Raw genomic sequence first — 24483 nt, forward strand, 5'->3', positions numbered from 1 at the left:
GTTATCCTTATTGTTGTAACTGAATACTATCGGCTTGTTGGAAGTCGCGATAGCTTGATGTAATGATTCTGGTGCCCTCAGACACACCCTCTAAAACTTCGACCCATTGCGGAGTCTGACGCCCCAGGCGCACTGGAGTCCGCACTGCGCTAAGCGATTCTTCATCAAACACGTAAACAAAGTGCCCACCACCTTCCTGTAAAAACGGGCCGCGCGGAATAGCCAAGCGCTGCTGCTCGTCTTTTTCCAGGTGCAACGTCAAATTAAAAGACTGGCCGCGGGTCATCTGAATGTCGTCGGTGAGGTTAAACTCGATTTGAAACTGACTACTGGTGACCCGACTGTCGATACGATCCACCTGTAAATCCAGTGTTCTTCCTCCAACCTCTGCGCTGGCAGCCATCCCCAGCTGCACCCGGTTGAGATAAAACTCGTCGATGCTGGCGACCAGCTTGTAGCGTTCAGGCAAGTCGATCTGACCAAGACGGCTGCCCGCTTCTCGAGCTTCTCCCTTTTCCACGTTAAATTCACTCAAATAGCCACTAATAGGCGCACGAATCAGTAAGTTATTGACATTCTGGCGGGCAAATTCCAGGTTCCGTGTCAGCATGTCGACACTGTCTTCTAGCTGATTTAATTGCAGTTCGCGAATCTTTTCTTCTGTGGTTTGACGCTGACGAGCCAGTTCGAGCAGGCTTTGCTGGTAATACAGTTTTTCTCGCAGGCTGGTCAGATCTTCATCTGACACCATCGACTGAGCGTGTAATTCTTCGCTTTGAGCAATATGCCGTTTTAGCGTCTGAATTTGATATTTCAAATCCAGAATATCGCGCTGTAAGTTGAGTCGGTTGGTTTCCATGGTCATTTGGGTGTTACGCAGAAAATTCATCTGTTCAGTGACCTGAGCTTCCCGACTGATCAAATCTAACTGCAAATTAGTATTGCTCAGTTGTACCAAAGGTTCACCCTTCTCGACGTAACTGCCCTGCTCCACAAACCGCTCTTCTACTCGTCCACCATCGGTGATATCTAAAAACACGGTTTGCTGTGGTACGGCACTGGCACGCAGGCTAATACTTTCACGTAATACACGAGGCTTGGCAGTAGCAAGACTAATGTCCTGCATCGTGAGAGTGCTGCGTAAACGGCTTTCTGAAGAGTTGAGCTGCCACGCGACGGCAACACTCAAAACCAGGATGAGACCCGTCATGCCAAGCATCTTAAGAGGGAATCGTTTCTTCTTTAATTGTTTGTCCATAGCCTATCTCGCGGTTATATCATGCCGTGAGTTATACTAATTTCGTGCCAATTAAATACATTATAAAAATCAATAAGTTAATATTTTATCGAATTTCAAGTGTCCACTGATGACACACCCAGGTGTCCATTCATGGATACCGGTAAATCTTTCTTTGACCCGCTGACCAATTTCCGCTTAGATAGCCTTTTATAAAGGCGTCAAAGATAAGGGCCTGTATGCCTCGCGTATTAGTAGTTGATGATAATCAGGACATTCTTACTGCGTGTCGGCTGTGTCTAAAACACCATGTCGATGACGTGCTGACTTTAGTGAACCCAACCGAATTGATGGGTGTACTTAAAGTTAATGAAATTGATCTGGTGCTGCTCGACATGAACTTCACCCGCGACTCCAGCAGTGGCGAAGAAGGTATTTTCTATTTAAAGCAGATCCTAGCAACTCACCCTGAGTTGCCGGTGATAATGATGACGGCTTACGCCGATGTCAGTTTGGCAGTCAGAGCTATGCACCTTGGTGCAAAGGACTTTATTGCCAAACCCTGGGATAACCAGCAATTAATTACGGCGGTAGAGAGTGCGCTTAAAAGCGCCCATTCTCAAACCGTTGATAATTCATCTTCGCCCTCCACGCCTACTAACGATGAAACGCCATTCATTGGTAACAGCGAGCCGATGCGTGCCGTTAAGAAAATGATCGAAAAAGTGGCCGGCAGTGACGCTAATGTACTGATTCTGGGAGAAAGTGGAACGGGTAAAGAAGTGGTCGCGCAGCAAATCCACTACCTGTCTCAGCGCAGTAAACAGCGTTTTGTCAGTGTCGATATGGGAACCCTGCCCGATAACTTGTTTGAGAGTGAGTTGTTTGGGTATAAAAAAGGCGCTTTTACCGGTGCCACGCAGGACAGTCCCGGACGTCTGGTGCATGCCAGTCAGAGCACGTTGTTTCTCGATGAGCTGGGTAATTTGCCTTTGGTTCAGCAAGGTAAACTGCTCACCGCGCTGCAAAATCGCTCCGTTACTGCATTGGGTGCCAGCACGCCAACACCTATTGATATCCGTTTGATTAGCGCAACCAACGAAAACCTGCACCAACAGGTCGCCGATGGCTTGTTTCGTCAGGATCTGTTCTACCGCATCAACACGGTGGAAATACAGCTACCACCGCTGCGTGAACGCGGCAGCGATATTGACTTACTGCTCGACTGGTATTGCGACCATTATACCGCCCACTACGGTCGCAGCGAGCTGAATATTAAAGATTCGGATCGCAAATGGCTGCGCAGCTACCAGTGGCCTGGCAATGTACGTGAACTAGCGCATAGCATTGAACGCGCCGTGGTACTCGCCGATGAAAAGTATCTTGAGTTCGCCCCCTTAGCGGGCAATACAAAAACCAACGATAGCCTACCTTTAGCTACCGACGACGCCGAAGCCAACCCATTCCTGCTTGAGTACGTTGAGCGTAAAACCATTCAGCAAGCACTACAGTTCTATCGGGGGAATATCAGTCACACAGCTAAAGCACTCGGCCTTACTCGTGGCGCTATGTACCGACGGATGGAGAAATACGGCTTATGAAGACCATAATAATATGGTTGATGACGCTCATTATTTCCGTTGGCTTGTTTGTCTCAGGAGTCATAGCAAATTGGCTACACAACCAGCTTAATGATTCATTAGCCGAGCCAAACCAACTGTTTACTCAGTGGTTTCTGCCAGGCCCGGCTGTAATGATGTTATTTGTAATCATCGCACTGACATCAATAATGATGATTCGGCGTCAATTTACCACACAGCATAGCCAGATAGTCCAGGTGCTGAAATCATTAATTAACCGGGATACCAGTCTGAGCCATGCCAGCGCACCGAACATTCAGCCTTTACTAACAGAAGTACAGGAAGAACTGGCCCGCAGTCGGAATGCTGCTGAAATTCAGGCCAATTACCTCAAGGCTCTGATTGCACAACTGGATATTGCGGTACTTGAAGTCACTGACGAAGGCTACATAGACCAATCTAATCCAGCAGCAGAGCGTTTACTCGGGTTAAGCTTTATTCGTGCCTGGCAAGAAACACTTTCCGGCAATGGCATATCGACCACTGAAAACTCAGTGTCAACGCAAGCAGCCCACCAAGATGCAGAGCAAACTCAAGAGCAGCACAATATCGGCAATCTGCGCAAGCTTCTGCAGCAGCATAAAGCAAGCAGCCGCGGTGAACTCATCTGGCACTATCCCAACCACAAAGAAACCTTTATCTACACTCTTATTCAGAGCTTTAATCAAGGTAAGCAACGCACCCTACTCACTCTGCAGAGTATTGAAAAGCAGCTAGTTGCGCACGAGGTGAAAGCCCACCAGCAACTGGTTAAAGTGCTTACTCACGAAATTGCAAACTCCATTGCCCCCATGGTGTCACTGACTCAAAGTGCAGAAGGCATCAGTGCTGACATGCTCAACAACGGTGTCAAAGGCAGTGAAGACTTGGTAGAAGCACTGGCCACCGTGAGTCGACGTGGCCAGCATCTGACACAATTTATTCAATCGTTTAAAGCCCTCAGCACACCGGTTAACACGAGGCTAGAAGCAACCTATTTACGATCTCAAGTGGAAGAGGTTTTACTGTTAATGCAAGAGGACTGCGCCAACATCGAAGTGAGTATTGATATTTCTCCAACCTTCGAGGTAATGGTAGACCCGGGACTGTTCGAGCAAGTACTGATAAACCTTATTAAGAACGCCAGCGAAGCCACCTTGGGTCAGGCTCGCCGACAAATCAGATTAGTCGCACAACACATCGATCAGATTGCCTGTCTTGATATCATCGATAACGGCTCAGGTATCAGCGAACAAGCCGCCGCCAGCATCTTCGTGCCTTTCTTCACTACCAAATCAGACGGTACCGGCATCGGCTTGCCTCTCGCTCGCTCTCTTATGCTATCGCAGGGTGGCAACCTGTTACTCCTCAACGAAAGCCAGCATGGGCAATTTCGGTGTGTATTCGGGTAAGCGGTTTAAATAATAACGTCATTCATACCCATTTAAACTCCCATCATAACGTCCCAAAACGAATATTGATATTTGTACTCCAGTGGAAGCGTATAAGACACCGTCTTTTCTTTTCCATTAACGATGAGCTTAAAACTGACTTTTTCCAGGAGCTTTTCAGGCATACCTTTTTCGTAGTGCATAACAACAGACTCCCGGCAACCCACCTTACCCGCGCATTTAGATACAGTGGACTCAACCTTTGACGGTATGATGCGTTCACCCGATTCAGAATAGTGCTCCAGAACCACCGACTCGGGTATAAGCTCTACGCCGGACTCATCACTCAAGTTGAAGCTTAAAAATGACTTTCTCCGGGTCGACTCTGGCGTTCCTTGATGACTATTGTACACATCGTTCAAATGCGTAATCTCGACCAAATCGCTAAACCGACTGTCTGCGTTTACTTTATAAAGAGTGCTGTAAAACTCGTACGGGTTGTCATCATTGTCAGCATACTTATTTTTATAGGGAACAGGTGACCCATCCCGCTTTACGGCATAGTTGTAATGCCCGCAACCAGCGAGCAATAAAGAGGCCAGAGCTGTCAAAATTGTCAGTCGTTTCATAATAAGGTCTCGACACCGTGTAGCCGATTTTCAAATATTTTAAAGTACGCAGTCATCTGCGCAGTAGCAACATCTTTTACAATAAAGGCTACATACTCATGCGTTTTCTTGCCCGTAAGCTCAAGAGCTGGTTAGACCTGCCGATAAAGATGGATTATTGTTGACTGGAATATCCAGATGTTTAATCGCCGCCTCAAAAATGAACTCGAAGATCAGCGTAAAGAATTAGCAATGCTCCGCCAACTGGCTAGCCAGATGGATCGTGGCATGCTGTCCATCACACTGAACTCCGACTTCTGCATATCTGCCGTAAACCAAAGCTTTGCCGATGTTCTAGGCTACCAGCGCGAACAGCTGTTAGGGCGACCCATGTCAGAGATTGTACCAGCTTACGTCCCGAAACTAGCTTGTTTTCGAGACTTTAATCAGGCCGTTGCAAAGCTCGCACCAATAAGCGATGACTACCGCTACTTGCGCGCTGATGACTCCCTTGCCTGGCTTCGTATCAGTTGGCTTCCGATACAGAACCCGGACGGCAAACTATCCCATGTGCAGGGATATGGCCGCGATGTAACCAAAACAATTGAAGGCAAAAAAGAGAGTGAAGCATTCATTGATGCACTGATCCTCTCCACTGCGGTTATTCAGTTCAACCTTGATGGCACCGTAATTACCGCAAACGAACAGTTTCAGCAGGCCATGGGCTATCGGCTCGAACAAATTGCAGGCAAACACCACCGTATATTCTGTACACCAGAAGAGGTTCAGTCGCCCGAATACGCCGCCTTCTGGAAAAAACTAAACAACGGTGAGTACGTAGCGGACCGCTTCAAGCGAGTCGACAGCCGAGGTCAAGAAGTCTGGCTTGAAGCAACTTATAACCCGGTGTACGACGCCGAGGACAACTTATCTAAGGTTGTGAAATTTGCCAGCGTGGTCACCGACCAAGTGGAACGGGAAGCTCAGGTAAGAGAAGGTGCAAGCGTCGCCTACGACGTTTCACAACAAACTGATGTAAGCGCTCAAAAAGGCTCCGCTGTGGTTCAGAAGACGGTCGAAACCATGCAGCAGATAGCCAGACAAATGCAAGGGACGAGCGAAAGCATTGAAGCGCTGGGTAAACAGTCCCTGCAGATAAACGCCATAGTACAAACCATCGGTGGCATCGCAGAGCAGACAAACCTGCTGGCACTAAACGCCGCTATTGAGGCCGCCAGAGCCGGTGAACAAGGGCGCGGGTTTGCCGTGGTTGCCGACGAGGTTCGGAATCTGGCTGCCCGCACCAGTAAAGCCACAGAAGAGATTGTAAGAGTAGTCGAGAAAAACCAAACTCTCTCTGATGAGGTGATGCGTCAAATGTCCAGTACCCGAGAGGAGGCAGAACAAGGCCTGGAATTAGCCAACCAGTCGGGAGCCGTCATTGTCGAGATTCGGGAAGGAGCTAAGCAGGTGGTCAACGCTGTAGAACGCTTTGCCAATGAATTATAGTAATGCCTGATTAAGTCATGACAGCGATGTTAAACATCGAGCACCACACGATCTCGGCCGGCGCTCTTTGCTTCATACATCGCTTTATCAGCACAGTTTATTGACTCTTTAACGGTTTGAGATTCCCTCAGAACTGTGACCCCAAAGGATGCCGTCACCTGAATATCACCAAATTCAAAATGCTGTTCTGAGATAGCCAAGCGCAGTCGCTCCATCATCTCACCGGCTTGCTCTAGGGTTGTGCTGGGCATGCAGATAATAAACTCCTCACCGCCATATCTATAAATTCTGTCGTATGGCCGAAGGTGGGACTTTACGCATTGTACGGTTGAGGCTAGCACCGTATCACCAGCAGCATGGCCGTATGAATCGTTGATCCTCTTGAAATGATCAAAATCCAACATAGCCAGTGCATACGTTTGCTTTCCCCTAAGAACAAGAGAGTGCTGTTTTCGAAGGTCTGCAAGCAGGCCGGTTCGGGTTTGAGCTTCGGTCAGTGAGTCTCTATTTTTAAGGGTTTCAGCAAACTCATGTCGTGCCGCCCAAATTTCTCGCCGCATTCTTTCTCGACCACTTTCGAAATTGTCCCAGTCATCAACAGGAATAACTAAACCATTCGAAATCCGCTGAAATAAATGTCGCGCACCACTATGTACTTTTTTATGTGCTTCAAAAAGTGATTTAAGCTGCTGACTTTCAATAAAAAAACTTTCAGAGTGGTCTTCATACCATTTCCCGAAAGCGCATTTTAGATGTGCATCTGGCATCAAATCTGATTGCTCGGGTGATACCCGAGAAACCAATACACGCAGCAAATTTTTGTACCACTGATCATGGAGATAAATCGCATGGTCAAGTTCTGCAATACCCGCCTGCAATTGTTGGTTAGTTAAGGAATCCAAATTTATGTCTCTTCGAAGTTTAACAGTGCCAGTGATGGTCAAAAACCATTGCAAGAAGACGGCCTGACTCACGCATGACATTTAATTCGTCAGTACTTTTCAGCTTTACACTAGCCACCAACAGCCTTCCTTATGTCTACGTCGGCCAACTTCATTTGGTCGCGCATGATATCCGAAAAAGACATGTTGGGGTTCGCCTCAGCAAGCATACCTACTTTTATCCAATACTCGGCCTGAGCATTAATAGAGCGAACCATAACTGCACTCGCCTTGCGAATTTCCCCATGCAGTTCGTCATCAATTTTGACAATTCCCATAGCAGCCCCTGAATATATGATTTGTATACGAATCATATATTCAAAATGGGAGTCTTGCAATGTTAGCGCTTATTATGCCTTCTTCTTTTTGCTGAAGTGTTCCATACGAAAACAGTAGTAGTATTGTTACTCCAATATTTGGGTTTCATTAAATGTATAGCGCCCCGGCATACTTAGTAAACGCTTGGTTATACGCTGCCTTCACGTTCTACCACCAGAATTCGAGCCTGGCCTTTGGGGTGAGCAACATGCTCGGTACCAATTGAAGCAAAGAAAATGTCCCCAGCGTTTAGTGTCGCAGATTTCACTTCGTTATTTTCTTTGTACAGCATTTCTACAGTGCCATCCATTACAGCGAAAACCTCTTCGCCGTCATTTACGTGCCACTTATAAGGTTGATCTGTCCAGTGCAATCGAGTGGTAACGCCGTTCATGTTGGCAATATCTTTTGCACCCCATGCCTTATCTGCTGTGAATTGCTTACTTCTAATGACTTCCAATTTATTATCCTCCCTACTGCTACTTTTAAAAATGCGTCAGCGAAGTGGAGACGAAAATAAACGTCACCGTACAGGCTAAATTATAAGGAATGTTGCTCCCACTGCTCTCTGTTTATCTTATACAAAACATGCTCGCAAAGCGGGTGAGAAGGTTCTAAGTCCGGATGCTTAAAATTACAGGCATAGGACATTCCAATTTTTTTCATGACGGCTTGAGAACGCATGTTGTGCGCTGTTGTAAAAGAGACCACCTCTTCTAAACCCAAGTGAGTAAAAGCATAGTGCAGTGACGCTTTAGCTGCTTCAGTCGCATAACCCTTTCCCCAATATGGTTTCGCCAGGCGCCAGCCAACTTCAACACATGGTGAGAACGGCATATTTTCTTTGGGGGTATGCAGCCCGACAAATCCAATAAATTTACTCTGACCAGGGAGCTCTACAGCCCAGAAGCTCCAGCCTCGATCAGCAATGAGAGACTGAATTCGTCTTCCCCCGCTGTAACTTTCTTCCTCCGTTAAAAGCTTCGGAAAAAACTCCATCACGTCCTTATCACTGCACATATGCGAAAAGGGCAGGAGGTCTTCGTCATCCCATTGCCGAAGTATCAGTCTTTCCGTTCTAATCATAATTCATGTCATTTGATGCCATGTTTGCTAAATGCTTATCTCTTTTACTATTGCCCACAAGGATAAGACTATGCTGGCAATAAAGCCCAGGGCCACGAGCCCTAATAAGGTGTAGAACCCGAATCGAAAGGCGTTAACAACGCATTCGTAAACTACGGACAGCGGTGGCTTTACTTTTAATAGAAGGCTTCCTGTCCGAGAATTCGCGCTGAAATAGGCTGCGTAAATTGAATACAATACACCCACCGCCATCCCAACATAGGTGACTGAGAAATATGCTTCAAGAAAATGTATCCAGCCCACTTTTTATCCTATACACGTATAACGCTTTAAGCACAGCGGCTCAGTTTCCAGCGTCCGATGCCTTCACTTGTTAACAGGTTCTAGTCGACTTTCGAAATTAATTCACGAACCTCGTCAGAACTTAATGGCCTAACTAGACGAGCCACTTCATTGCCATTGTGCAAGAGTATCAGAGTCGGCCAAAGCTTTACCTTGAACGCGCGCCCCAGCGGTTTGCCCTTGCCGTCGTATATTTTAATATGACGTAGCCCTGAATATTCAGTTATTGCTTCTTTTATCGCAGAACTTGCCGCCTGACAGTGTCCACACCAGGGCGCGCCAAACTCAAGTACAACGTCACCGGATAACTCGCCAGTTTGTTCAAAGGTAAACGCTTCTTCTGCGTAATCGGAGTTAGAGCCAATATCATCGGTTTTCATCCCACTTACTCCTCACCAAGCTCGGACATTCGCAATAGCTGGCTACTGCGACGCACAGTCAGAACATCAACCTGATCTTTGATGTTGTAAATAACCCGATACGATCCAAATATCAGCTCCCTAATGCGAGATGAGCCCACCTCAGGAACCATGCGCCCACTTTTAGGAAAATCAGCTAACCGCTCAACCGTGGCAAATAAATCATCAACCCAATGTATCGCAGCCGCCGGATTATCTTCTGCAATATACCAGGCTATGTCCTCTAAACGCTCGAGCGCAAGCGGGGACCAGATAATCTTCATTGAGCAAGCCTACTCAAAACCCGAGCCTTCGCATCTTCATGCGAAATACCATTCCCGGAAGCAATCTGTTCTTCCGCCTTGTACACCTCTTCTAGTATTTCCAGACGTTGTTGCATTTTCTCATATTCGTGAACATCCACCAGTACTGCAACGCCTCGACCTCTTTGTGTCAGCACCATAGGACGACGGTTTTCATGGAGCTGCTTTACGAATGTGGCTACCCCTGCACGAAATTCAGACAGAGGGCGGATATCTTCATCTACTCGAACCCTTGACATGGAAATCACCTCAGTACTTTTTATTGTACATTAAAGAGTACAATAGGACTTGGAAGCAAGCAAGGTATCTGTAGGAAAAACCAGCGCTCTGCTAAAGAGATGCCGGAGCGAAATTAAGCAACTTGGTAAGCTCCTTTTCAGAACAGTGCTCCAGTTCAAGAACTGCGGCGTAGGGGTCTCCGGAAATTCCCATAACCCGACAAATGGCAGGCTCGGTTTTGAGACCGCTTTCTTTAAGCTGCCGTATCCTGTCAACGAACTCATTGCCGCCGATTTTTACAAGGCGTTTCATAACCTGATAGTGGCGATATGCAGCCTGCAACTCCACTGGGGTTTTCGACGCATAGACTTCAATTAAAAATTGGTTACAGTGAAACTGACCTAAAGCGTGATCTTTGCGTGGGCGCATGCTGTATGCTTCATAGCCGGAATATGCCGACTCAAATGCCTCGATAAACGCTTCTTGCTCCTGGTACGTACAAACGATATCGATGTCGCTTTCCTTCGTATCCAGAGAAACAAATATCGTACTAACAACTTCCGGCGAATATGCGTTGAGTTTAATCAGAATTCCCGATTCTTCTATCGCTTTGTTGGCACGGAGGATCTTGCTATTCATTTTGGCCATTTTTGGGATTCATATAGCATCTATCTATATTGTGCCGATACAACAATAAATGAGCAATAATACTGATAAAAATCAGCGTTAGGTTAAACTGGAACTAAAGGTAAAATTGTTTCTCAAAAGGCCCTATGCGAGGCACACCATGAACTCAACCAAAATTAATTACATTGAACTTCCGGCGCGGAGCCTTGAAGCAACCAAGCGCTTCTTTCAGCAAGCTTTTGGCTGGAAGTTTGTAGACTATGGTCCAGAATACGCGGCTATTCAAAATGCCGGAATTGACGGTGGCTTTTACCAATCCGACTTAGTTGCTCAAACGTCGAGCGGCAGTGCGCTGGTGGTGTTATACAGCAAAGACCTTGAGCAAAGCCTGAAAAGCGTTGAGGACGCAGGGGGTAAAATCATTAAGCCTATATTTGATTTTCCCGGTGGCCGGCGTTTTCAATTTACTTGCCCTAGCGGCAACGAGTATGCGGTATGATCAGAGTAGTCACACAAATACCAAACGACGCCCTCAAGCACCTACGTGCCCGCATGGACAGCTATCATGTCATTACGGAAAGCTGTTGGCAGAAATTTCAGAGCTTGCTGAGTTATCACGAATACGCTCGTGGCGACTTAATTTATTCTGTGGGTGAGCATCCCGACAGCTTTAGCTTTATCCATAAAGGCTTGGCGCGGGTGTTTCATTTGGATGAAAACGGTCAGGAGTACAATAAGCGGTTTTTTAGTGAAGGTGAGTTCCCCGCCTGCATGACCTCGTTGTTAACGGCTACGCCTTCGGCATTAAGTGTTGAATGCTTAGAAAACTCAGCCGTACTACAAATTAACTTTCATGGTTATCGGCAGTTGCTGGAGCAAAGCCCTGACTTAATGCGTTATCACATCCTCTATTTAGAAAAGAACTGGCTGCTGGAAAAAGACGAGCGCGAAAATGCCTTTGGTCAAACCACGGCAGGCAAGCGTTACCAAACTTTTGTAGAACAACTTCCGCATCTTGTTAGCCGGGTGCCTCAATACCACATTGCCTCTCACCTGGGTATAACACCGGTGCAATTGTCACGGTTACGCAAGCAATTACAAAACCCTAAGTAATTTTCCATTTATTAAACTATGTTAATGCGGCCCTTCCCGGGCATCTGAATAATAGAGCTCACTTGCAGCAATAGAAGCTAACAGGAGCTCTGAATGTACTTGGAAAAATTACAACAATGGCGTTACGCCACCGCCGACTTCTCTGGTGCCGACATCGCTGACGACGTTCTCGATAAACTCTTAAACACCACCCGTTTAACAGCCTCGTCTTACGGCCTGCAACCCTACTGCACACTGGTTATTCGCGACAAAGGCCTACGTGAGCAGTTGGTTAATCACTCTTTTGGGCAGCAGAAAGTCGCGGACAGCTCAGCGCTGGTCATATTTGCGGCAAAAACAGGGGCGGTTGCAGACATTGTCGACCCTTATATTTCTGAATTAAGCCAGCAGCGCCAGCTCACCAACGAAGAGGCGGAGAATACCCGTAATTATTTAACGCAAAAGCTACAGGCCATGTCGGCCGCAAAACGCAGAGAATGGGCAGCGCGTCAGGCCTATATTGGCTTGGGTACGTTTTTGCTGGCTGCGGCTGAACTCGAAGTCGACAGCTGTCCAATGGAAGGCATTGAGCATGAAGCCTATGACAATATCCTCTCGCTGAAAGAACTCGGTCTTAGCACCGTATTCGCCTGCCCTGTAGGCTATCGCAGCGAGGCAGATACAACCCAGTTCCAGAAAAAAGTCCGTCAGCCACTATCGAAATTTAAGGTTGTTTTATGACCCAGACAATACTTGTGGTATTGGCTATTGCGGCGGGCATGTCAATATCCATTCAGGCCAGTATTAACGCCATGATGGGGCAACTGGCGCACAATACGTTCTTGTCGCTGACTATAGCCTTTACCATTAGCGCGCTGTTCTCTGCTTTGGCTCTGTGGGGCTTTAGCGAGCGCACCAGCATTACGTTTTTTAGCCTGCCCTGGTACTTCTGGTTAGTTGCCGCCATTTTTACCTGCTTTGGTGTCGGCACCATGTACTTTCTAATACCGAAATTGGGTGTGGGACAAGTCATGGCTTACGCCCTCGCAGGCCAACTCATTGGCGCCATGATCATCAATCACTTTGGATTTTTAGGGAATACCGCAATTGCGCTTAACAGCTATCGCTTAATTGGCGCTTGTTTTCTTATCGCCGGGGTATTTTTAATTAATATGGGGGCACGGCAATGACAACCGAGCAACAGCAGAATCTTTATAATTTACACCAGCTATGGCGCATGCAGCCTTATCAGCAATTTACCACCAACCTTGGCGCTAAATTTTACAGGCTAGAACAATGGCCGCGCAGAATATGGTGCGAACCGGGCAGTTACTCGGAAGCAGAAAAGGAGCAGTTGGTGGCCGAACTAAGTACAAAAGCCTCTGACTCTCATATCTTATCCATGCCCGAAATGCTGTTACCAAAGGCCGGAACGGGGTTACTCCTGCTACCGTCGCAGTTAACCCCCAGTTTTAGCCAGCAAATGATGGTGAAAACCCTGAATACATCCGCGCATTCAGACCCCGCGCCCAAGCTAACGTTAGAGCCAATAGAAGATAAACAAGCGCAACAATGGGCGAAGACCACCGGCGCATGTTTTGGTTATGAGGTTGAGTCGTCATCGGTGCAGAACCTGTTACTTGGCGGGGCCCACTTGTACTTTATCAAGTATCAGGGGCACGTAGCGGGTACCGCCATGACATTTACTCAGGAGCAACAAATGGGCATTCATCAGGTGGGTGTACTGAACAGCTATCGAGGCAAAGGATTAGCCAGAGACGCCATGCTGTTACTTGAGCAATACGCACTGGACGCTGGCATCACCACCCTTCAACTGCAGGCATCAGCTATGGGAGAGCCTCTTTATCAATCCCTGGGTTACCGCTCGTTAGGTGCCATTCATAATTTCATAAAAATTGACGCTACATAGCTTTTTACGTAAGTTACTTACAACTAAACCGAAGTAATCAAAAACAAGGAAGAAAGCATGTCTAAGTTTACGGAATACAAAGTCATTCATATAGCGGAAGGTGGCTGTGGCACTTTGCTTCTGGGCTCAAGTGGTCTGCCGTTAAAGAAAATTGAATCTACTTTGAACCAGGAAGCTGCCGACGGCTGGCAAATGGTGTTTCAGGTACTTGAGCAAAAACGCTTTTGGCTGTTCTGGACACGTGAAGCGGCCATTGTAACTCTGGGTCGATAAAACCCGCCATGGTAAAGCGGCTCATTTTAGCTTCAATTCGTTGGTATCAGCGTCGTGGCGGTTCGCGCCACTTCTTTAATACCGAATGCAATTTTGAGCCGTCCTGTTCGCACTATACTTATCAGGCCATTAGCCAATACGGTAGCTGGCGCGGTATAAAGCTTGGTGTAGCACGCATGAAGCGTTGTAATGACCCTGACTGCGTGCATAAAAAACATGACCCAGTTCCCTAAATAAGGTAACCCTTATGTCTTACGAAATGTCTTCTGAACAGTTACGTGATGAAGAAGAAGCCCTGCGCAAGCAAATACGCGAGCTAACGCCTGAACAGCGAAAAGAATATTTCCGCCTTGAAGGTGAGCAGATAAAAGACCCGGACACCTACGCCGTTTTAAACTGGTTTGTCATGGCAGGCTTACACCATTTTTATCTGGGTAAAACGCAGCGCGGCGTTATCAACCTCTGCGTCATGCTGCTCGGGCTGGTTCTATTGCCCTTTTTTCCTATCGTCGGAATTATCGTTCTGCTCGGCATTGTCATTATTGAGCTGCCACAGTTGTTTAAGTCACAACAAATTGTCCATGCTTACAACAACAATGTTATGCGCGAGCTCATTCATAAAGTGAAATCAGAGAACACCTAAACGCCTCTCAGGCAAAGTCTTTCAGCCTGAGATGACCCTCTATTGAGTCGGCAAGCGCTTTGGGTACCTCATGTTCAGTGGCTAACTCCCGCCACTGAGACACCGCGTTAATCACATCGTCAATAATTGCATCGATTTCTTTGCGCTCTACCTTTGGTAACTGAACGTCTGCCAGCGCGTAAAAATCGGCGCGGGTATGGCCGCTGCGCTTACCATTTAAAGACATCCAGTGCTGCTCTACCCAGGGGTTTCCGGGTTTATAGCTAAAGGCAACGTCGTAAGCTGGGCTTAGCCGCCATTGCTTGTCTTCCAGCATAAAACCAAAGTTCTTGGAGTGATCATCGTGGTTCGTTGCTACGTGGTTAAAGACCATACGGCGAAATAAGTCTATAGCGTCCGCTCGTGGCAACCTTAGCTGGCGGGCAACCTGAAACAGCTCTTCATAAGAAAACGCGCCAATGTCGTGGTAATTCACGTGCTTAATAGCGGTAAGCGTTTGAATGTGCTTTTTCTCATTGCCTATTCTGTCAAAGCGCTTGGTCACAAAATGACGTCGGCTGCCTTCATCCAGCAGGTGGCATGGCATCATATGAATGCCGGCTTTTGTGGCCATTAAGTAATACACATACTCCATGGCACCGTAACCTAGCGGGTCGCCAAAGGTTTGCTGAGAAGGGTCGCGCTCTTTTACTCCGTCAAACTTCAGCAGGTAATGCTCGAACCCTTCGGGCACAAGCCCCTGCCCTGAACGAACCTGGCTGAAGTCTTTATTAAATGCCAGTACCGCTTTTGGCCTTGCGCCACCGGCGCTGGTGCCAACCGCCAGTAACGCCTGCATCATTTCTTTGTCTGCCGCGTCGTCAAAGTGCGTGCGCTGACGAAAGCCCTTTCGTGCATCCATCACTTCCTGAGCTAACTTCATTAAGCTCTCAAGCTCAATGTCTTTGTTTTTGGCGTTGGTTTGATTCTTACGCGCGGGGTGATACTCAAGAGCGCCCATGCCCCGCTCACCGGTATACTGAAGCCGCTCAAGCGGGCTCAGAGGCTCGGTGCGGTCTGGTTGTTGCGCAACCCATTGGTTCAGCACCGCATTACCGAAGTCGTCGGGTAAGGAGTCTGCCAGCATGCCCGGCAGGCCTCTGAACGTATCCCAATTTAACCCCGGAAAGGAGTAAATGCGCCCCTTTTCGGCAGGCATGGTTAAAGGCGCAAGCGGAATGTTTTTTTCGACAAATTCAGATAAGTACTCGAACCGCGCAGCCGTGTCGCCTTTGTTATAGCTTAAGGCACCGACAGGCTCACCTTTGTAGCGAACTTCAATGGTATTAATCACCAGTCCAGCTCCTCACTGTCAGCAGGTTTCACACGCGTTTTACCGCTGGCCCGTTTCTTCTGTTTGGTGCTACTTTTGAGTAGTTGCACAGGAGAAACGCCCTCGTCCGGGAATGCGGCCAGTAAATTGTCGATATGACCCAAGGCCTGAAGAATAGCGACATACGTCGGTAAGGTGCTTTTACCACCCTCAGCGGATTTAACCGCATTCAGTGAGACATTAGCTAAAGTAGCTAAGTCCTCCTGAGTTAAATCCTGATTCAACCGATACTGCCTGACTCGCTGACCAATGATTGCTGAGACACGTTCAGAATTCATATAAAGAACCTTAAATAGACTTTAAACTGATAATTAGAGTGTAGCAGGCTATTTAAGGTATGTAATTATTTTTATATAAAAGGCTTTATATGGACTGCAAAGTCATAAATTAACTATAAAAACACTTTTAAGGGCTAGAGAAAGTCTAATCCAATACTTCAGAGTAATGCCAAAGTGATATAAATCCTGTATAGGGCACTACGTTTATCAAAAGCGTTAGGCAGAAGCCCCGAAAGTTGGCTCGCCATGCAGGACGCATACGATTTGTGGCATGCTGAGAAAAATTTAAGCTTAGACAAAGTGCAGAAACTTGATTTGACCGTCGCGCAATAATCCAAAGAGGCTTCAAAATACGTCCACTACCAAGTACTCTAGAGAACTTAGCATAAAAGCTCCACAATAAAACCAGGGAAATGGACTCAACATGACAAGTACCCAACAGCGCGCCGCGCTTCAGCGCCAAATATGGCAAATTGCTAACGACGTTCGTGGCTCAGTCGACGGCTGGGATTTCAAGCAGTATGTACTCGGTACTTTGTTCTATCGCTTCATTAGCGAAAACTTCGCTAACTACATTGAAGGCGGTGACGAAAGCATTACTTACGCAGCACTCGACGACTCGGTGATAACCGACGACATTAAAGACGACGCCATTAAAACCAAGGGGTACTTCATATACCCCAGCCAGTTGTTCGAGAACATTGCGAAAACGGCAAACAAAAACGAGAGCCTGAACACCGACCTGGCCAATATTTTTGGTGAAATTGAAAACTCAGCCAATGGCTATGCATCGGAAGACGACATTAAAGGCTTGTTCGCTGACTTTGACACCACCAGCAACCGCTTAGGTAGCACCGTTAAAGATAAAAACCAACGCTTAGCTGCGGTATTAAAGGGTGTAGCAGGTTTAGACTTCGGCAACTTCGAAGACAACCACATTGACCTGTTCGGCGATGCTTACGAGTTTCTTATTTCAAACTATGCAGCCAATGCCGGTAAGTCGGGCGGTGAGTTCTTTACCCCACAACAGGTGTCGAAACTAATAGCCCTGCTTGCCATTAACGGTCAGGAACAAGTGAACAAAGTCTACGACCCAGCAGTCGGGTCAGGCTCTTTGCTAATGAAAGCCAGAAAGCACATGGACCCGCACCGCATTCAAGACGGTTATTTCGGGCAGGAAATTAACCACACCACCTACAACCTCGCCCGTATGAACATGTTTTTGCACAACATTAACTACGACAAGTTCAATATCCAGTTGGGGAACACACTCACAGAGCCGCACTTTCTTGATGACAAACCGTTTGACGCAATAGTCTCTAACCCACCTTATTCGGTGAAGTGGATTGGTAGTGAAGACCCAACACTGATTAACGACGAACGTTTTGCCCCTGCCGGCGTGCTAGCACCAAAATCAAAAGCAGACTTTGCCTTTGTACTGCACGCGCTCAATTACCTGTCGAGCAAAGGCCGGGCTGCCATTGTTTGCTTCCCGGGAATTTTCTATCGCGGCGGTGCCGAGCAGAAAATCCGTAAGTACCTAGTCGATAGCAACTACGTTGAAACCGTAGTTTCATTAGCACCGAACTTGTTTTTCGGCACCTCCATTGCCGTGAATATTTTAGTGCTTTCCAAACATAAACAAGACACTACCACACAGTTTATTGACGCCAGCGAGTTATTTAAGAAAGAAACCAACAACAACTACCTGACCGATGAGCACATCGAGCAGATTATAAAGGTGTTCGAGAATAAAGAAGATGCTGAATACTTCGCTAAGTCAGTGCCGTATGAACAAGTCGCAGAGAATGACTACAACCTATCAGTCAGCAGCTATGTCGAAGCCAAAGACAATCGCGAAGTTATAGACATCACTGAGCTCAACGCCGAGCTGAAAACCACCGTTGCCAAGATTGACCGGTTGCGTGCGGATATTGATGCGATTGTGGCGGAGATTGAGGATGCCTGAGATGAGTGAGCTAAGTTTTATTGAGCGGTTACTTGATGGGGTAGAGGTGGACTGGGTGCCTATTGGCAAAGTGACGCTGCGCACTAGCAATATAAAGTGGCGTGAAGTTAAACGTGATTATAAATATATCGATTTAACTTCGGTCAGTATCGAAACTAAGCAGATTATAGAAACTTCATGGGTGTCACCAAATAATGCTCCAAGTCGGGCGCAGAAGCTTGTCGAAAAGAAAGATGTAATCTTTGCGACTACTCGGCCAACGCAAATGCGCTATTGTTTGATTGGAGATGATTACCATGGAGAAGTAGCCAGTACCGGCTATTGCGTGTTGCGTGCAAGAAGAGAGAAGGTGTTACCTAAATGGATCTTGCATCTGATTTCAACGAGCGAATTTAAAAGATACCTTGAAGATAATCAGAGCGGATCCGCATATCCAGCAATTTCTGATGCGAAGATTAAGGCATTCTATATCCCAATTCCATGCCCTGAAAACCCAGAAAAGTCGTTGCAAATCCAAGCGGAAATCGTCCGAATTCTGGACGCATTTACCTCCCTTACCGCCGAGCTTACCGCCTCCCTTACCGTCGAGCTTACCGCACGTAAAAAACAATACAACTACTACCGCGATAAACTGCTCAGCTTTGAAGGCGGCGAAGTGGAGTGGATGTCATTGGGTGATATCGCCAGAGTAAGACGGGGCGCATCTCCTAGACCCATATCTAAATATATTACAGAAGATGAAAGTGGCATCCCATGGATCAAGATTGGGGATACGAAGCCTGGAACTAAATTTATAACCAGTACAGCTCAGAGAGTTACAGTTGAAGGCTCAAAAAAATCGCGAGTTCTAAATCCAGGCGATTTTGTAATCTCTAACTCGATGAGTTTTGGTCGCCCATACATTTTAGCAATTCGCGGAGCAATCCATGATGGTTGGGCCGCTATTAGTGACTTTGATGAAATCTTAGATTCAAGTTTTCTTTATCACTTTTTATCGTCGGATATGGTTAGTAATTATTGGGCGTCGAAGATCAATAGTGGCTCAGTTAGTAACCTAAACGCGGATATCATTAAAACCTTATTAGTGCCCGTGCCTAGCATTACAGAACAGAAAGAGATCGCAACCATTTTGGACAAATTCGACACCCTTACTAGTTCCATCACCGAGGGCCTCCCGCGCGAAATTGAGCTGCGTCAAAAGCATTACGAGTACTATCGTGATTTGCTGTTGAGTTTTCCGAAGCCAGATGAGCAGGCGGCTTGATATGTGGAAAATGCTTGGGGGTATCGTCTATTTAGGTGTTTTGTCCCGAGCGATAGGTAATCGCCCAATGTCGGGCGCATACGAGTTTTTAATGGCAACTACCGAGGATTTCTCGGTAGTTCAGAGTTTAACCAAAACGAGGAAAAGGAGTTTCCGATGACAAACAGTATTGAGATTTACCAATTTACAGACGGCAAGTTAGGGCGAGATTCAGTATGTGCAAAGTTTGCACGGACTGCGAATGTTCCATCGGAGGTAGCCCATGACTAACAAGCTTAGCGTCAAAGACCAAGCTTCTGAATTTCTGCTGTACACCGCACCCAATGGCGATATTAAAGTTGAGGTGCTGCTGAGCGATGAAACCATTTGGCTCACTCAAGAACGTATGGCGGAACTGTTTGGGGTTGGCGTTCCCGCAATTTCCAAGCATTTGAAGAATATTTTTGAAAGTGGCGAGCTAAAGCCAGAAGTGGTTATTTCCATTTTGGAAACAACCACTGAACACGGCGCCATTCCTGGGAAAACGCAAACTAAAAAGGTTAAATACTACAACCTCGACGCCGTGATATCCGTCGGTTATCGAGTGAATTCGGCACAAGCCACGCAGTTTCGTATTTGGGCCACTCAGCTGATTAAAGAGTACATCATCAAGGGCTTCGCCATGGATGATGAGCGCCTGAAAAACGGCCAATATTTTGGCAAAGACTACTTTAAAGAGCTGCTCGAGCGCGTTCGGTCTATTCGCGCGAGCGAGCGCCGTATTTATCAGCAAATCACCGATATTTTTGCTGAATGTAGCATTGATTATGACCCGAGATCAGAAACCACACGTCAGTTCTACGCCCATGTGCAAGATAAGTTTCACTATGCCATTACCGGACATACCTCGGCTGAAATTATTAGCCTGAAAGCGGATGCCAGTAAACCACTCATGGGTATGACAACCTATAAGAACGCCCCCAAAGGTCGCGTGCTTAAATCGGATACTGTGATAGCAAAGAACTACTTGTCAGAAACCGAAATTAAACAACTAGAACGCACCGTGTCATCGTTTTTTGATTACATTGAGGGCATTATTGAAAGGCGTAACACTTTTACTATGGAAGCCTTTGCAACCAGCGTTGATAAATTCTTAGCATTTAACGAGTATCAGGTATTGGAAGGCTACGGCAGCGTGTCACGCGAAATTGCTCAGCGAAGGGCTTACCAGGAATACGATCAGTTTAACAAGCAGCAGAAAATAGAGTCCGATTTTGACCGCGAAATGCAGAAGCTGTTGCAGAAAAAGGATACAAAGGGATGACCACGTACAAGACCATAGCCGAGTCGAAGAACTTTATCGTTTTGGATAAGTACACTAAGCACGATGAAGTTGCTGAAAGTTACCAAAGCGAGAGTGATTTAGAACATGAGCTGATTCAGGACTTAGTGAATCAGGGCTATGAGTACGTGCCGGGCCTTAACAACCCTACTGCTATGCTTGCCAATGTGCGCGTGCAGTTGCAGGTCTTGAACAACGTTGAGTTTTCAGACGGCGAGTGGGCGCGCTTTGTTGAGACGTATCTCGACAGACCAAGCGACAGCATCACCGATAAAACCCGCAAAATTCATGACGATTACATTGAGGACTTTGTCTTTGATGATGGTCGCATTCAAAACATCTACCTGGTTGATAAAAACAACATCGCACGTAACAAGGTGCAGGTAATCAAGCAGTTTGAGCAGACTGGTTCGCACGCCAATCGTTACGACGTGACCATTTTGGTGAACGGCCTGCCGCTGGTTCAAGTTGAGCTGAAAAAACGCGGTGTGGCCATTCGTGAAGCCTTTAACCAAGCGCACCGCTACAGCAAAGAAAGCTTTAACGCCGATAGCTCGCTATTTAAGTATTTGCAGCTGTTTGTCATTTCAAACGGTACCGACACGCGCTATTTCGCCAACACTGTTAAGCGCAACAAAAATACCTTCGATTTCACCATGAACTGGGCGAAGTCCGACAACGGTTTAATTAAAGATCTCAAAGACTTTACTGCGACCTTTTTTCAAAAAGAAACGTTGCTCAAAGTACTGCTGCATTTCTCGGTGTTTGATGTCAGCGATACCCTATTGGTTATGCGTCCTTATCAAATTGCCGCTACCGAACGCATTTTGTGGAAGATAAAGAGTGCTTTTCAGGCAAAGCAATGGAGCTCGACCGACGCGGGTGGCTATATCTGGCACACCACCGGGTCCGGGAAAACATTAACCAGCTTTAAAGCTGCGCGCTTGGCGACCGAGCTCGACTTTGTCGACAAAGTGTTCTTTGTGGTCGATCGTAAAGACCTTGATTACCAGACCATGAAGGAATATCAGCGCTTCTCGCCCGATAGCGTAAACGGCTCGGACAGCACCGCAGGCTTGAAACGTAATTTAGCGTTGGATGATAACAAGATCATCGTCACTACGATTCAGAAGCTTAATAACTTGATGAAAACCGAGCGCGATTTGCCGGTTTATCGTCAGCAGGTGGTGTTTATTTTTGACGAATGCCACCGTAGCCAATTTGGTGAAGCGCAGAAAAACTTACAGAAGAAGTTTAAGCACTATTATCAGTTTGGTTTTACCGGAACGCCGATATTCCCACAGAACGCATTAGGTGCTGAAACCACGGCCAGTGTGTTTGGTCGTGAACTTCACTCGTATGTGATAACCGACGCCATTCGCGACGAAAAAGTCCTGAAGTTCAAAGTGGACTACAACGACGTACGCCCGCAGTTCCGTGAAATTGAAACCGAGCAGGACGAGAAAAAACTGAGCGCTGCGGAAAACAAACAAGCATTACTGCACCCAGAGCGTATACGTGAGATAACGCAGTACATACTGAAGCATTTCCGCCAAAAAACGCATCGCATGGGAGCTGGTGGCCGAGGTTTTAACGCGATGTTCGCGGTAAGCAGTGTTGATGCTGCAAAAGCCTATTACGAGGCGTTTCAGCAGCTGCAACAAGATGCAGAGCGGCCATTACGTGTGGCAACTATTTTCTCGTTTGCGGCCAATGAAGAGCAAGACGCTATTGGCGAAATACCGGACGAGAGCTTCGAGGTGTCTGCCATGAACAGCAGCGGTAAAGAGTTTTTAAGCGCCGCTATTGCTGATTACAACTCCATGTTTAAGGTGAACCATGGCGTCGACAGTAAAGGCTTCCAGAACTACTACCGCGACTTAGCCAAGCGCGTTAAAAGCCAGGAAATTGATTTGCTGATTGTGGTGGGAATGTTCCTCACCGGTTTCGATGCGCCGACATTGAATACTCTGTTTGTGGATAAGAACCTGCGTTACCACGGACTTATTCAAGCCTATTCGCGCACCAACCGCATTTACGATGCCACCAAGACTTTCGGCAATATTGTCACCTTCCGCGACCTGGAAAAGTCGACGGTTGATGCCATCACCTTGTTTGGTGACAAAAATACTAAGAATGTGGTGCTCGAAAAGAGCTACAAAGAATACATGGAAGGCTTTACCGACCTGGTTACCGGCCAAGCACGACGTGGTTTTATGGAAGTGGTGTCCGAGCTTGAGCAACGGTTCCCGGACCCGGATGACATTGAACGAGAGAAGGACAAGAAAGACTTCGCCAAGTTATTTGGCGAGTATTTGCGTGTTGAAAACATTCTGCAAAACTACGATGAATTTGCCAGCTTAAAAGCTCTGCAGAAAATTGATACCAGCGACGATGATGCCGTCGAAGCCTTCAAGGTTGAGCATCATTTAAGCGACGACGATATTGCCACGTTGCAAACCATTCGAATGCCGGCTGAGCGCAAGGTACAGGATTATCGTTCGACCTATAACGATATTCGCGACTGGATCCGCCGTGAAAGATCAGCCGAAAACCAAGCCCAGTCAACCATCGACTGGGACGACATTGAGTTTGAAGTCGACTTGCTGAAGTCGCAGGAAATAAACCTCGACTATATTCTTGAGCTGATATTTGAGCAGAATAAGAAAAACAAAAGCAAAGACGACTTAATAGAAGAAGTTCGCCGCCTAATTCGCGCCAGCCTTGGCAACCGAGCCAAAGAAAGCCTGGTGGTTAAATTTATTAACCAAACCGAGCTCGATGAAATACCGGAAAAATCAGAGATTATCGACGACTTCTATAAATTCGCCCAAGCTGAGCAACTGCGCGAAGCCGAAGAACTTATTCGCTCAGAGAACCTCAACGAAGACGCCGCCAAACGCTACATCGCCGCTTCCTTACGCCGCGAATACGCTAGCGAAAACGGCACCGAACTAAACTCAACATTGCCGAAACTAAGCCCGTTGAATCCAGAATACCGAACCAAGAAACAGACCGTATTCCAGAAAATTTCGGCGTTTGTTGAGAAGTTTAAAGGGGTTGGTGGGTCAGTTTTTAACCAGCCTAATTTTTCTTATGAAAATGACGATTCTAACGGCTTAATGCCCACTCCATTAGTATTCGGTAAAACCAAACTCTATCGAGCCGAGCAATTCACTGCGTTTGAAGGTGGAACTGAACTAGCAAGCATTACTTTAAAAACGGAACTCCCCTATGAAAGTATTCCCGCTTCGTTAGTTTCGACTGGCTATTCCTCTGAACTACAGGCAATGGGTATTGTCTCCTCAGAGATTTTAGATGCAACGTTAGTAGCCTTAATCGAGCTTGAGCAAATAACCAAAGAACTTGATCTGCCTTTGTCTGGTGGAAGTGAAAGTGGAATAGTTTGGGCTTTAAAGGAAGCTAGCGAGGGCAGCATTTACCACGAGTTTGTAGCATATTTTGTCGAAATAATTGGGGATGAAAGTTACAAACCATTAATAGATAACGGCCTTTACGATTTAGGCAAAATGGCGTTGGGCGGAGTGTTCTTTTCGTTACCAAAGTATTTGTCTGAAAAGTTAAAAGCTAAGAGAGAGGTACTTAAAGAAGAGAGCGGTAAACAAGACAGAATTACGTCCTCACCAAACGTCGTTGATTTCAGGATCAACCCCAAGCTAAAGGAAAAGTGGGGAAATAAACAGCATTAGCCAAAAAGCCCTC

The 24483-nt window shown here is 46.8% G+C and carries 27 protein-coding genes and 1 pseudogene; 16 read left to right on the top strand and 12 right to left on the bottom strand.

Annotation, left to right across the window (positions count from 1 at the left end):
* Positions 1-7: 7 nt before the first annotated feature.
* On the bottom strand, positions 8-1258 hold the full coding sequence (locus ACP7H9_RS04790) for an efflux RND transporter periplasmic adaptor subunit (protein WP_439222278.1): 1251 nt from the start codon (positions 1256-1258) through the stop codon (positions 8-10).
* A gap of 218 nt (positions 1259-1476) precedes the next feature.
* Here ACP7H9_RS04790 and ACP7H9_RS04795 point away from each other — a divergent pair, with 218 nt between their 5' ends.
* Positions 1477-2838: a sigma-54-dependent transcriptional regulator gene (locus tag ACP7H9_RS04795; RefSeq protein WP_439222279.1), complete on the top strand. Its 1362-nt coding sequence runs from the start codon at positions 1477-1479 to the stop codon at positions 2836-2838.
* Positions 2835-4268 carry a sensor histidine kinase gene (locus ACP7H9_RS04800; protein WP_286830231.1) on the top strand — a complete coding sequence of 478 codons (1434 nt, stop codon included), beginning with the start codon at positions 2835-2837 and terminating at the stop codon, positions 4266-4268. Before ACP7H9_RS04795 ends, ACP7H9_RS04800 begins: the two co-directional genes overlap by 4 nt.
* A 32-nt stretch (positions 4269-4300) precedes the next feature.
* Here the strand turns inward: ACP7H9_RS04800 and ACP7H9_RS04805 are convergent, their stop codons facing one another.
* Positions 4301-4876 (bottom strand): hypothetical protein, encoded by a 576-nt coding sequence (locus tag ACP7H9_RS04805; RefSeq protein ID WP_011235291.1) that lies wholly within the window; start codon positions 4874-4876, stop codon positions 4301-4303.
* Between the two features lie 171 nt (positions 4877-5047).
* Between ACP7H9_RS04805 and ACP7H9_RS04810 the strand changes: the two genes are divergently transcribed.
* The gene (locus ACP7H9_RS04810; RefSeq protein WP_414653836.1) at positions 5048-6364 is read left to right on the top strand and encodes a methyl-accepting chemotaxis protein; all 1317 of its coding nucleotides are present in this window, start codon (positions 5048-5050) and stop codon (positions 6362-6364) included.
* A gap of 29 nt (positions 6365-6393) precedes the next feature.
* Here the strand turns inward: ACP7H9_RS04810 and ACP7H9_RS04815 are convergent, their stop codons facing one another.
* The 8 genes from ACP7H9_RS04815 to ACP7H9_RS04850 all read right to left on the bottom strand — a co-directional run bounded on the left by ACP7H9_RS04815 (position 6394) and on the right by ACP7H9_RS04850 (position 10639).
* Entirely contained in the window at positions 6394-7320 is a 927-nt protein-coding gene (locus tag ACP7H9_RS04815; protein WP_231378589.1) for a diguanylate cyclase, read from the bottom strand.
* 56 nt (positions 7321-7376) lie between these two features.
* The gene (locus ACP7H9_RS04820) at positions 7377-7583 is read right to left on the bottom strand and encodes a ParD-like family protein (protein ID WP_011235294.1); all 207 of its coding nucleotides are present in this window, start codon (positions 7581-7583) and stop codon (positions 7377-7379) included.
* Positions 7584-7771: 188 nt separating this feature from the next.
* Positions 7772-8083 (bottom strand): cupin, encoded by a 312-nt coding sequence (locus ACP7H9_RS04825; protein ID WP_034822333.1) that lies wholly within the window; start codon positions 8081-8083, stop codon positions 7772-7774.
* A gap of 80 nt (positions 8084-8163) precedes the next feature.
* Positions 8164-8709, bottom strand: coding sequence for a GNAT family N-acetyltransferase (locus ACP7H9_RS04830; RefSeq protein WP_286823071.1), 546 nt, complete (start codon positions 8707-8709; stop codon positions 8164-8166).
* Positions 8710-9092: 383 nt separating this feature from the next.
* Positions 9093-9431: a thioredoxin family protein gene (locus tag ACP7H9_RS04835; RefSeq protein WP_439222280.1), complete on the bottom strand. Its 339-nt coding sequence runs from the start codon at positions 9429-9431 to the stop codon at positions 9093-9095.
* A 5-nt stretch (positions 9432-9436) separates the two neighbouring features.
* Positions 9437-9733, bottom strand: coding sequence for a type II toxin-antitoxin system RelE/ParE family toxin (locus ACP7H9_RS04840; RefSeq protein ID WP_439222281.1), 297 nt, complete (start codon positions 9731-9733; stop codon positions 9437-9439).
* Positions 9730-10011 (bottom strand): type II toxin-antitoxin system Phd/YefM family antitoxin, encoded by a 282-nt coding sequence (locus ACP7H9_RS04845; protein WP_114982226.1) that lies wholly within the window; start codon positions 10009-10011, stop codon positions 9730-9732. The genes ACP7H9_RS04840 and ACP7H9_RS04845 overlap by 4 nt, the downstream gene beginning before the upstream one ends.
* A gap of 91 nt (positions 10012-10102) precedes the next feature.
* Positions 10103-10639 carry a DUF4269 domain-containing protein gene (locus ACP7H9_RS04850; RefSeq protein ID WP_439222283.1) on the bottom strand — a complete coding sequence of 179 codons (537 nt, stop codon included), beginning with the start codon at positions 10637-10639 and terminating at the stop codon, positions 10103-10105.
* A gap of 139 nt (positions 10640-10778) precedes the next feature.
* Here ACP7H9_RS04850 and ACP7H9_RS04855 point away from each other — a divergent pair, with 139 nt between their 5' ends.
* The 8 genes from ACP7H9_RS04855 to ACP7H9_RS04890 all read left to right on the top strand — a co-directional run bounded on the left by ACP7H9_RS04855 (position 10779) and on the right by ACP7H9_RS04890 (position 14556).
* Positions 10779-11117: a VOC family protein gene (locus tag ACP7H9_RS04855; protein WP_439222284.1), complete on the top strand. Its 339-nt coding sequence runs from the start codon at positions 10779-10781 to the stop codon at positions 11115-11117.
* Complete coding sequence (locus ACP7H9_RS04860; RefSeq protein ID WP_439222285.1) at positions 11114-11731, top strand: Crp/Fnr family transcriptional regulator; 618 nt, start codon at positions 11114-11116, stop codon at positions 11729-11731. Before ACP7H9_RS04855 ends, ACP7H9_RS04860 begins: the two co-directional genes overlap by 4 nt.
* Positions 11732-11824: 93 nt before the next feature.
* Positions 11825-12451, top strand: coding sequence for a nitroreductase family protein (locus tag ACP7H9_RS04865; protein ID WP_439222286.1), 627 nt, complete (start codon positions 11825-11827; stop codon positions 12449-12451).
* Positions 12448-12900, top strand: a complete 453-nt coding sequence (locus ACP7H9_RS04870) for a DMT family transporter (RefSeq protein WP_286823065.1) — start codon at positions 12448-12450, stop codon at positions 12898-12900. The genes ACP7H9_RS04865 and ACP7H9_RS04870 overlap by 4 nt, the downstream gene beginning before the upstream one ends.
* The gene (locus ACP7H9_RS04875) at positions 12897-13640 is read left to right on the top strand and encodes a GNAT family N-acetyltransferase (RefSeq protein WP_439222287.1); all 744 of its coding nucleotides are present in this window, start codon (positions 12897-12899) and stop codon (positions 13638-13640) included. The genes ACP7H9_RS04870 and ACP7H9_RS04875 overlap by 4 nt, the downstream gene beginning before the upstream one ends.
* A gap of 57 nt (positions 13641-13697) precedes the next feature.
* The gene (locus ACP7H9_RS04880) at positions 13698-13913 is read left to right on the top strand and encodes a DUF4177 domain-containing protein (protein ID WP_011235308.1); all 216 of its coding nucleotides are present in this window, start codon (positions 13698-13700) and stop codon (positions 13911-13913) included.
* Between the two features lie 8 nt (positions 13914-13921).
* Positions 13922-14146 (top strand): membrane protein insertion efficiency factor YidD, encoded by a 225-nt coding sequence (gene yidD, locus ACP7H9_RS04885; protein ID WP_439222288.1) that lies wholly within the window; start codon positions 13922-13924, stop codon positions 14144-14146.
* 14 nt (positions 14147-14160) lie between these two features.
* Entirely contained in the window at positions 14161-14556 is a 396-nt protein-coding gene (locus ACP7H9_RS04890) for a TM2 domain-containing protein (protein ID WP_439222289.1), read from the top strand.
* 7 nt (positions 14557-14563) lie between these two features.
* Here the strand turns inward: ACP7H9_RS04890 and ACP7H9_RS04895 are convergent, their stop codons facing one another.
* Together ACP7H9_RS04895 and ACP7H9_RS04900 are read right to left on the bottom strand one after the other, a co-directional pair.
* Entirely contained in the window at positions 14564-15889 is a 1326-nt protein-coding gene (locus ACP7H9_RS04895; protein WP_439222290.1) for a type II toxin-antitoxin system HipA family toxin, read from the bottom strand.
* Positions 15886-16206, bottom strand: coding sequence for a helix-turn-helix domain-containing protein (locus ACP7H9_RS04900; RefSeq protein WP_439222291.1), 321 nt, complete (start codon positions 16204-16206; stop codon positions 15886-15888). The genes ACP7H9_RS04895 and ACP7H9_RS04900 overlap by 4 nt, the downstream gene beginning before the upstream one ends.
* A 195-nt stretch (positions 16207-16401) precedes the next feature.
* Here ACP7H9_RS04900 and ACP7H9_RS04905 point away from each other — a divergent pair.
* From ACP7H9_RS04905 to ACP7H9_RS04925, 5 genes and pseudogenes are all read left to right on the top strand, one after another.
* Positions 16402-16539 (top strand): annotated as a pseudogene (locus tag ACP7H9_RS04905) (HigA family addiction module antitoxin); the annotation flags it as partial.
* A 91-nt stretch (positions 16540-16630) separates the two neighbouring features.
* Positions 16631-18175: a type I restriction-modification system subunit M gene (locus ACP7H9_RS04910; protein WP_439222292.1), complete on the top strand. Its 1545-nt coding sequence runs from the start codon at positions 16631-16633 to the stop codon at positions 18173-18175.
* A gap of 1 nt (position 18176) precedes the next feature.
* Positions 18177-19439 (top strand): restriction endonuclease subunit S, encoded by a 1263-nt coding sequence (locus ACP7H9_RS04915; RefSeq protein WP_439222293.1) that lies wholly within the window; start codon positions 18177-18179, stop codon positions 19437-19439.
* Positions 19440-19701: 262 nt separating this feature from the next.
* Complete coding sequence (locus tag ACP7H9_RS04920; protein WP_439222294.1) at positions 19702-20742, top strand: virulence RhuM family protein; 1041 nt, start codon at positions 19702-19704, stop codon at positions 20740-20742.
* On the top strand, positions 20739-24470 hold the full coding sequence (locus ACP7H9_RS04925; protein WP_439222295.1) for a type I restriction endonuclease subunit R: 3732 nt from the start codon (positions 20739-20741) through the stop codon (positions 24468-24470). Before ACP7H9_RS04920 ends, ACP7H9_RS04925 begins: the two co-directional genes overlap by 4 nt.
* Positions 24471-24483: the final 13 nt, after the last annotated feature.

Source organism: Idiomarina sp. ST20R2A10, assembly GCF_051842345.1.
Classification (GTDB): Bacteria; Pseudomonadota; Gammaproteobacteria; order Enterobacterales; family Alteromonadaceae; genus Idiomarina; species Idiomarina loihiensis.

Bases quoted from the DNA above. Each gene is read 5' to 3' on its own strand.
- ACP7H9_RS04790 (WP_439222278.1), bottom strand. From the start codon at position 1,258: ATGGACAAACAATTAAAGAAGAAACGATTCCCTCTTAAGATGCTTGGC.
- ACP7H9_RS04795 (WP_439222279.1), top strand. From the start codon at position 1,477: ATGCCTCGCGTATTAGTAGTTGATGATAATCAGGACATTCTTACTGCG.
- ACP7H9_RS04800 (WP_286830231.1), top strand. From the start codon at position 2,835: ATGAAGACCATAATAATATGGTTGATGACGCTCATTATTTCCGTTGGC.
- ACP7H9_RS04805 (WP_011235291.1), bottom strand. From the start codon at position 4,876: ATGAAACGACTGACAATTTTGACAGCTCTGGCCTCTTTATTGCTCGCT.
- ACP7H9_RS04820 (WP_011235294.1), bottom strand. From the start codon at position 7,583: ATGGGAATTGTCAAAATTGATGACGAACTGCATGGGGAAATTCGCAAG.
- ACP7H9_RS04830 (WP_286823071.1), bottom strand. From the start codon at position 8,709: ATGATTAGAACGGAAAGACTGATACTTCGGCAATGGGATGACGAAGAC.
- ACP7H9_RS04835 (WP_439222280.1), bottom strand. From the start codon at position 9,431: ATGAAAACCGATGATATTGGCTCTAACTCCGATTACGCAGAAGAAGCG.
- ACP7H9_RS04840 (WP_439222281.1), bottom strand. From the start codon at position 9,733: ATGAAGATTATCTGGTCCCCGCTTGCGCTCGAGCGTTTAGAGGACATA.
- ACP7H9_RS04845 (WP_114982226.1), bottom strand. From the start codon at position 10,011: ATGTCAAGGGTTCGAGTAGATGAAGATATCCGCCCTCTGTCTGAATTT.
- ACP7H9_RS04850 (WP_439222283.1), bottom strand. From the start codon at position 10,639: ATGGCCAAAATGAATAGCAAGATCCTCCGTGCCAACAAAGCGATAGAA.
- ACP7H9_RS04855 (WP_439222284.1), top strand. From the start codon at position 10,779: ATGAACTCAACCAAAATTAATTACATTGAACTTCCGGCGCGGAGCCTT.
- ACP7H9_RS04860 (WP_439222285.1), top strand. From the start codon at position 11,114: ATGATCAGAGTAGTCACACAAATACCAAACGACGCCCTCAAGCACCTA.
- ACP7H9_RS04865 (WP_439222286.1), top strand. From the start codon at position 11,825: ATGTACTTGGAAAAATTACAACAATGGCGTTACGCCACCGCCGACTTC.
- ACP7H9_RS04870 (WP_286823065.1), top strand. From the start codon at position 12,448: ATGACCCAGACAATACTTGTGGTATTGGCTATTGCGGCGGGCATGTCA.
- ACP7H9_RS04875 (WP_439222287.1), top strand. From the start codon at position 12,897: ATGACAACCGAGCAACAGCAGAATCTTTATAATTTACACCAGCTATGG.
- ACP7H9_RS04880 (WP_011235308.1), top strand. From the start codon at position 13,698: ATGTCTAAGTTTACGGAATACAAAGTCATTCATATAGCGGAAGGTGGC.
- yidD (WP_439222288.1), top strand. From the start codon at position 13,922: ATGGTAAAGCGGCTCATTTTAGCTTCAATTCGTTGGTATCAGCGTCGT.
- ACP7H9_RS04890 (WP_439222289.1), top strand. From the start codon at position 14,161: ATGTCTTACGAAATGTCTTCTGAACAGTTACGTGATGAAGAAGAAGCC.
- ACP7H9_RS04900 (WP_439222291.1), bottom strand. From the start codon at position 16,206: ATGAATTCTGAACGTGTCTCAGCAATCATTGGTCAGCGAGTCAGGCAG.
- ACP7H9_RS04910 (WP_439222292.1), top strand. From the start codon at position 16,631: ATGACAAGTACCCAACAGCGCGCCGCGCTTCAGCGCCAAATATGGCAA.
- ACP7H9_RS04915 (WP_439222293.1), top strand. From the start codon at position 18,177: ATGAGTGAGCTAAGTTTTATTGAGCGGTTACTTGATGGGGTAGAGGTG.
- ACP7H9_RS04920 (WP_439222294.1), top strand. From the start codon at position 19,702: ATGACTAACAAGCTTAGCGTCAAAGACCAAGCTTCTGAATTTCTGCTG.
- ACP7H9_RS04925 (WP_439222295.1), top strand. From the start codon at position 20,739: ATGACCACGTACAAGACCATAGCCGAGTCGAAGAACTTTATCGTTTTG.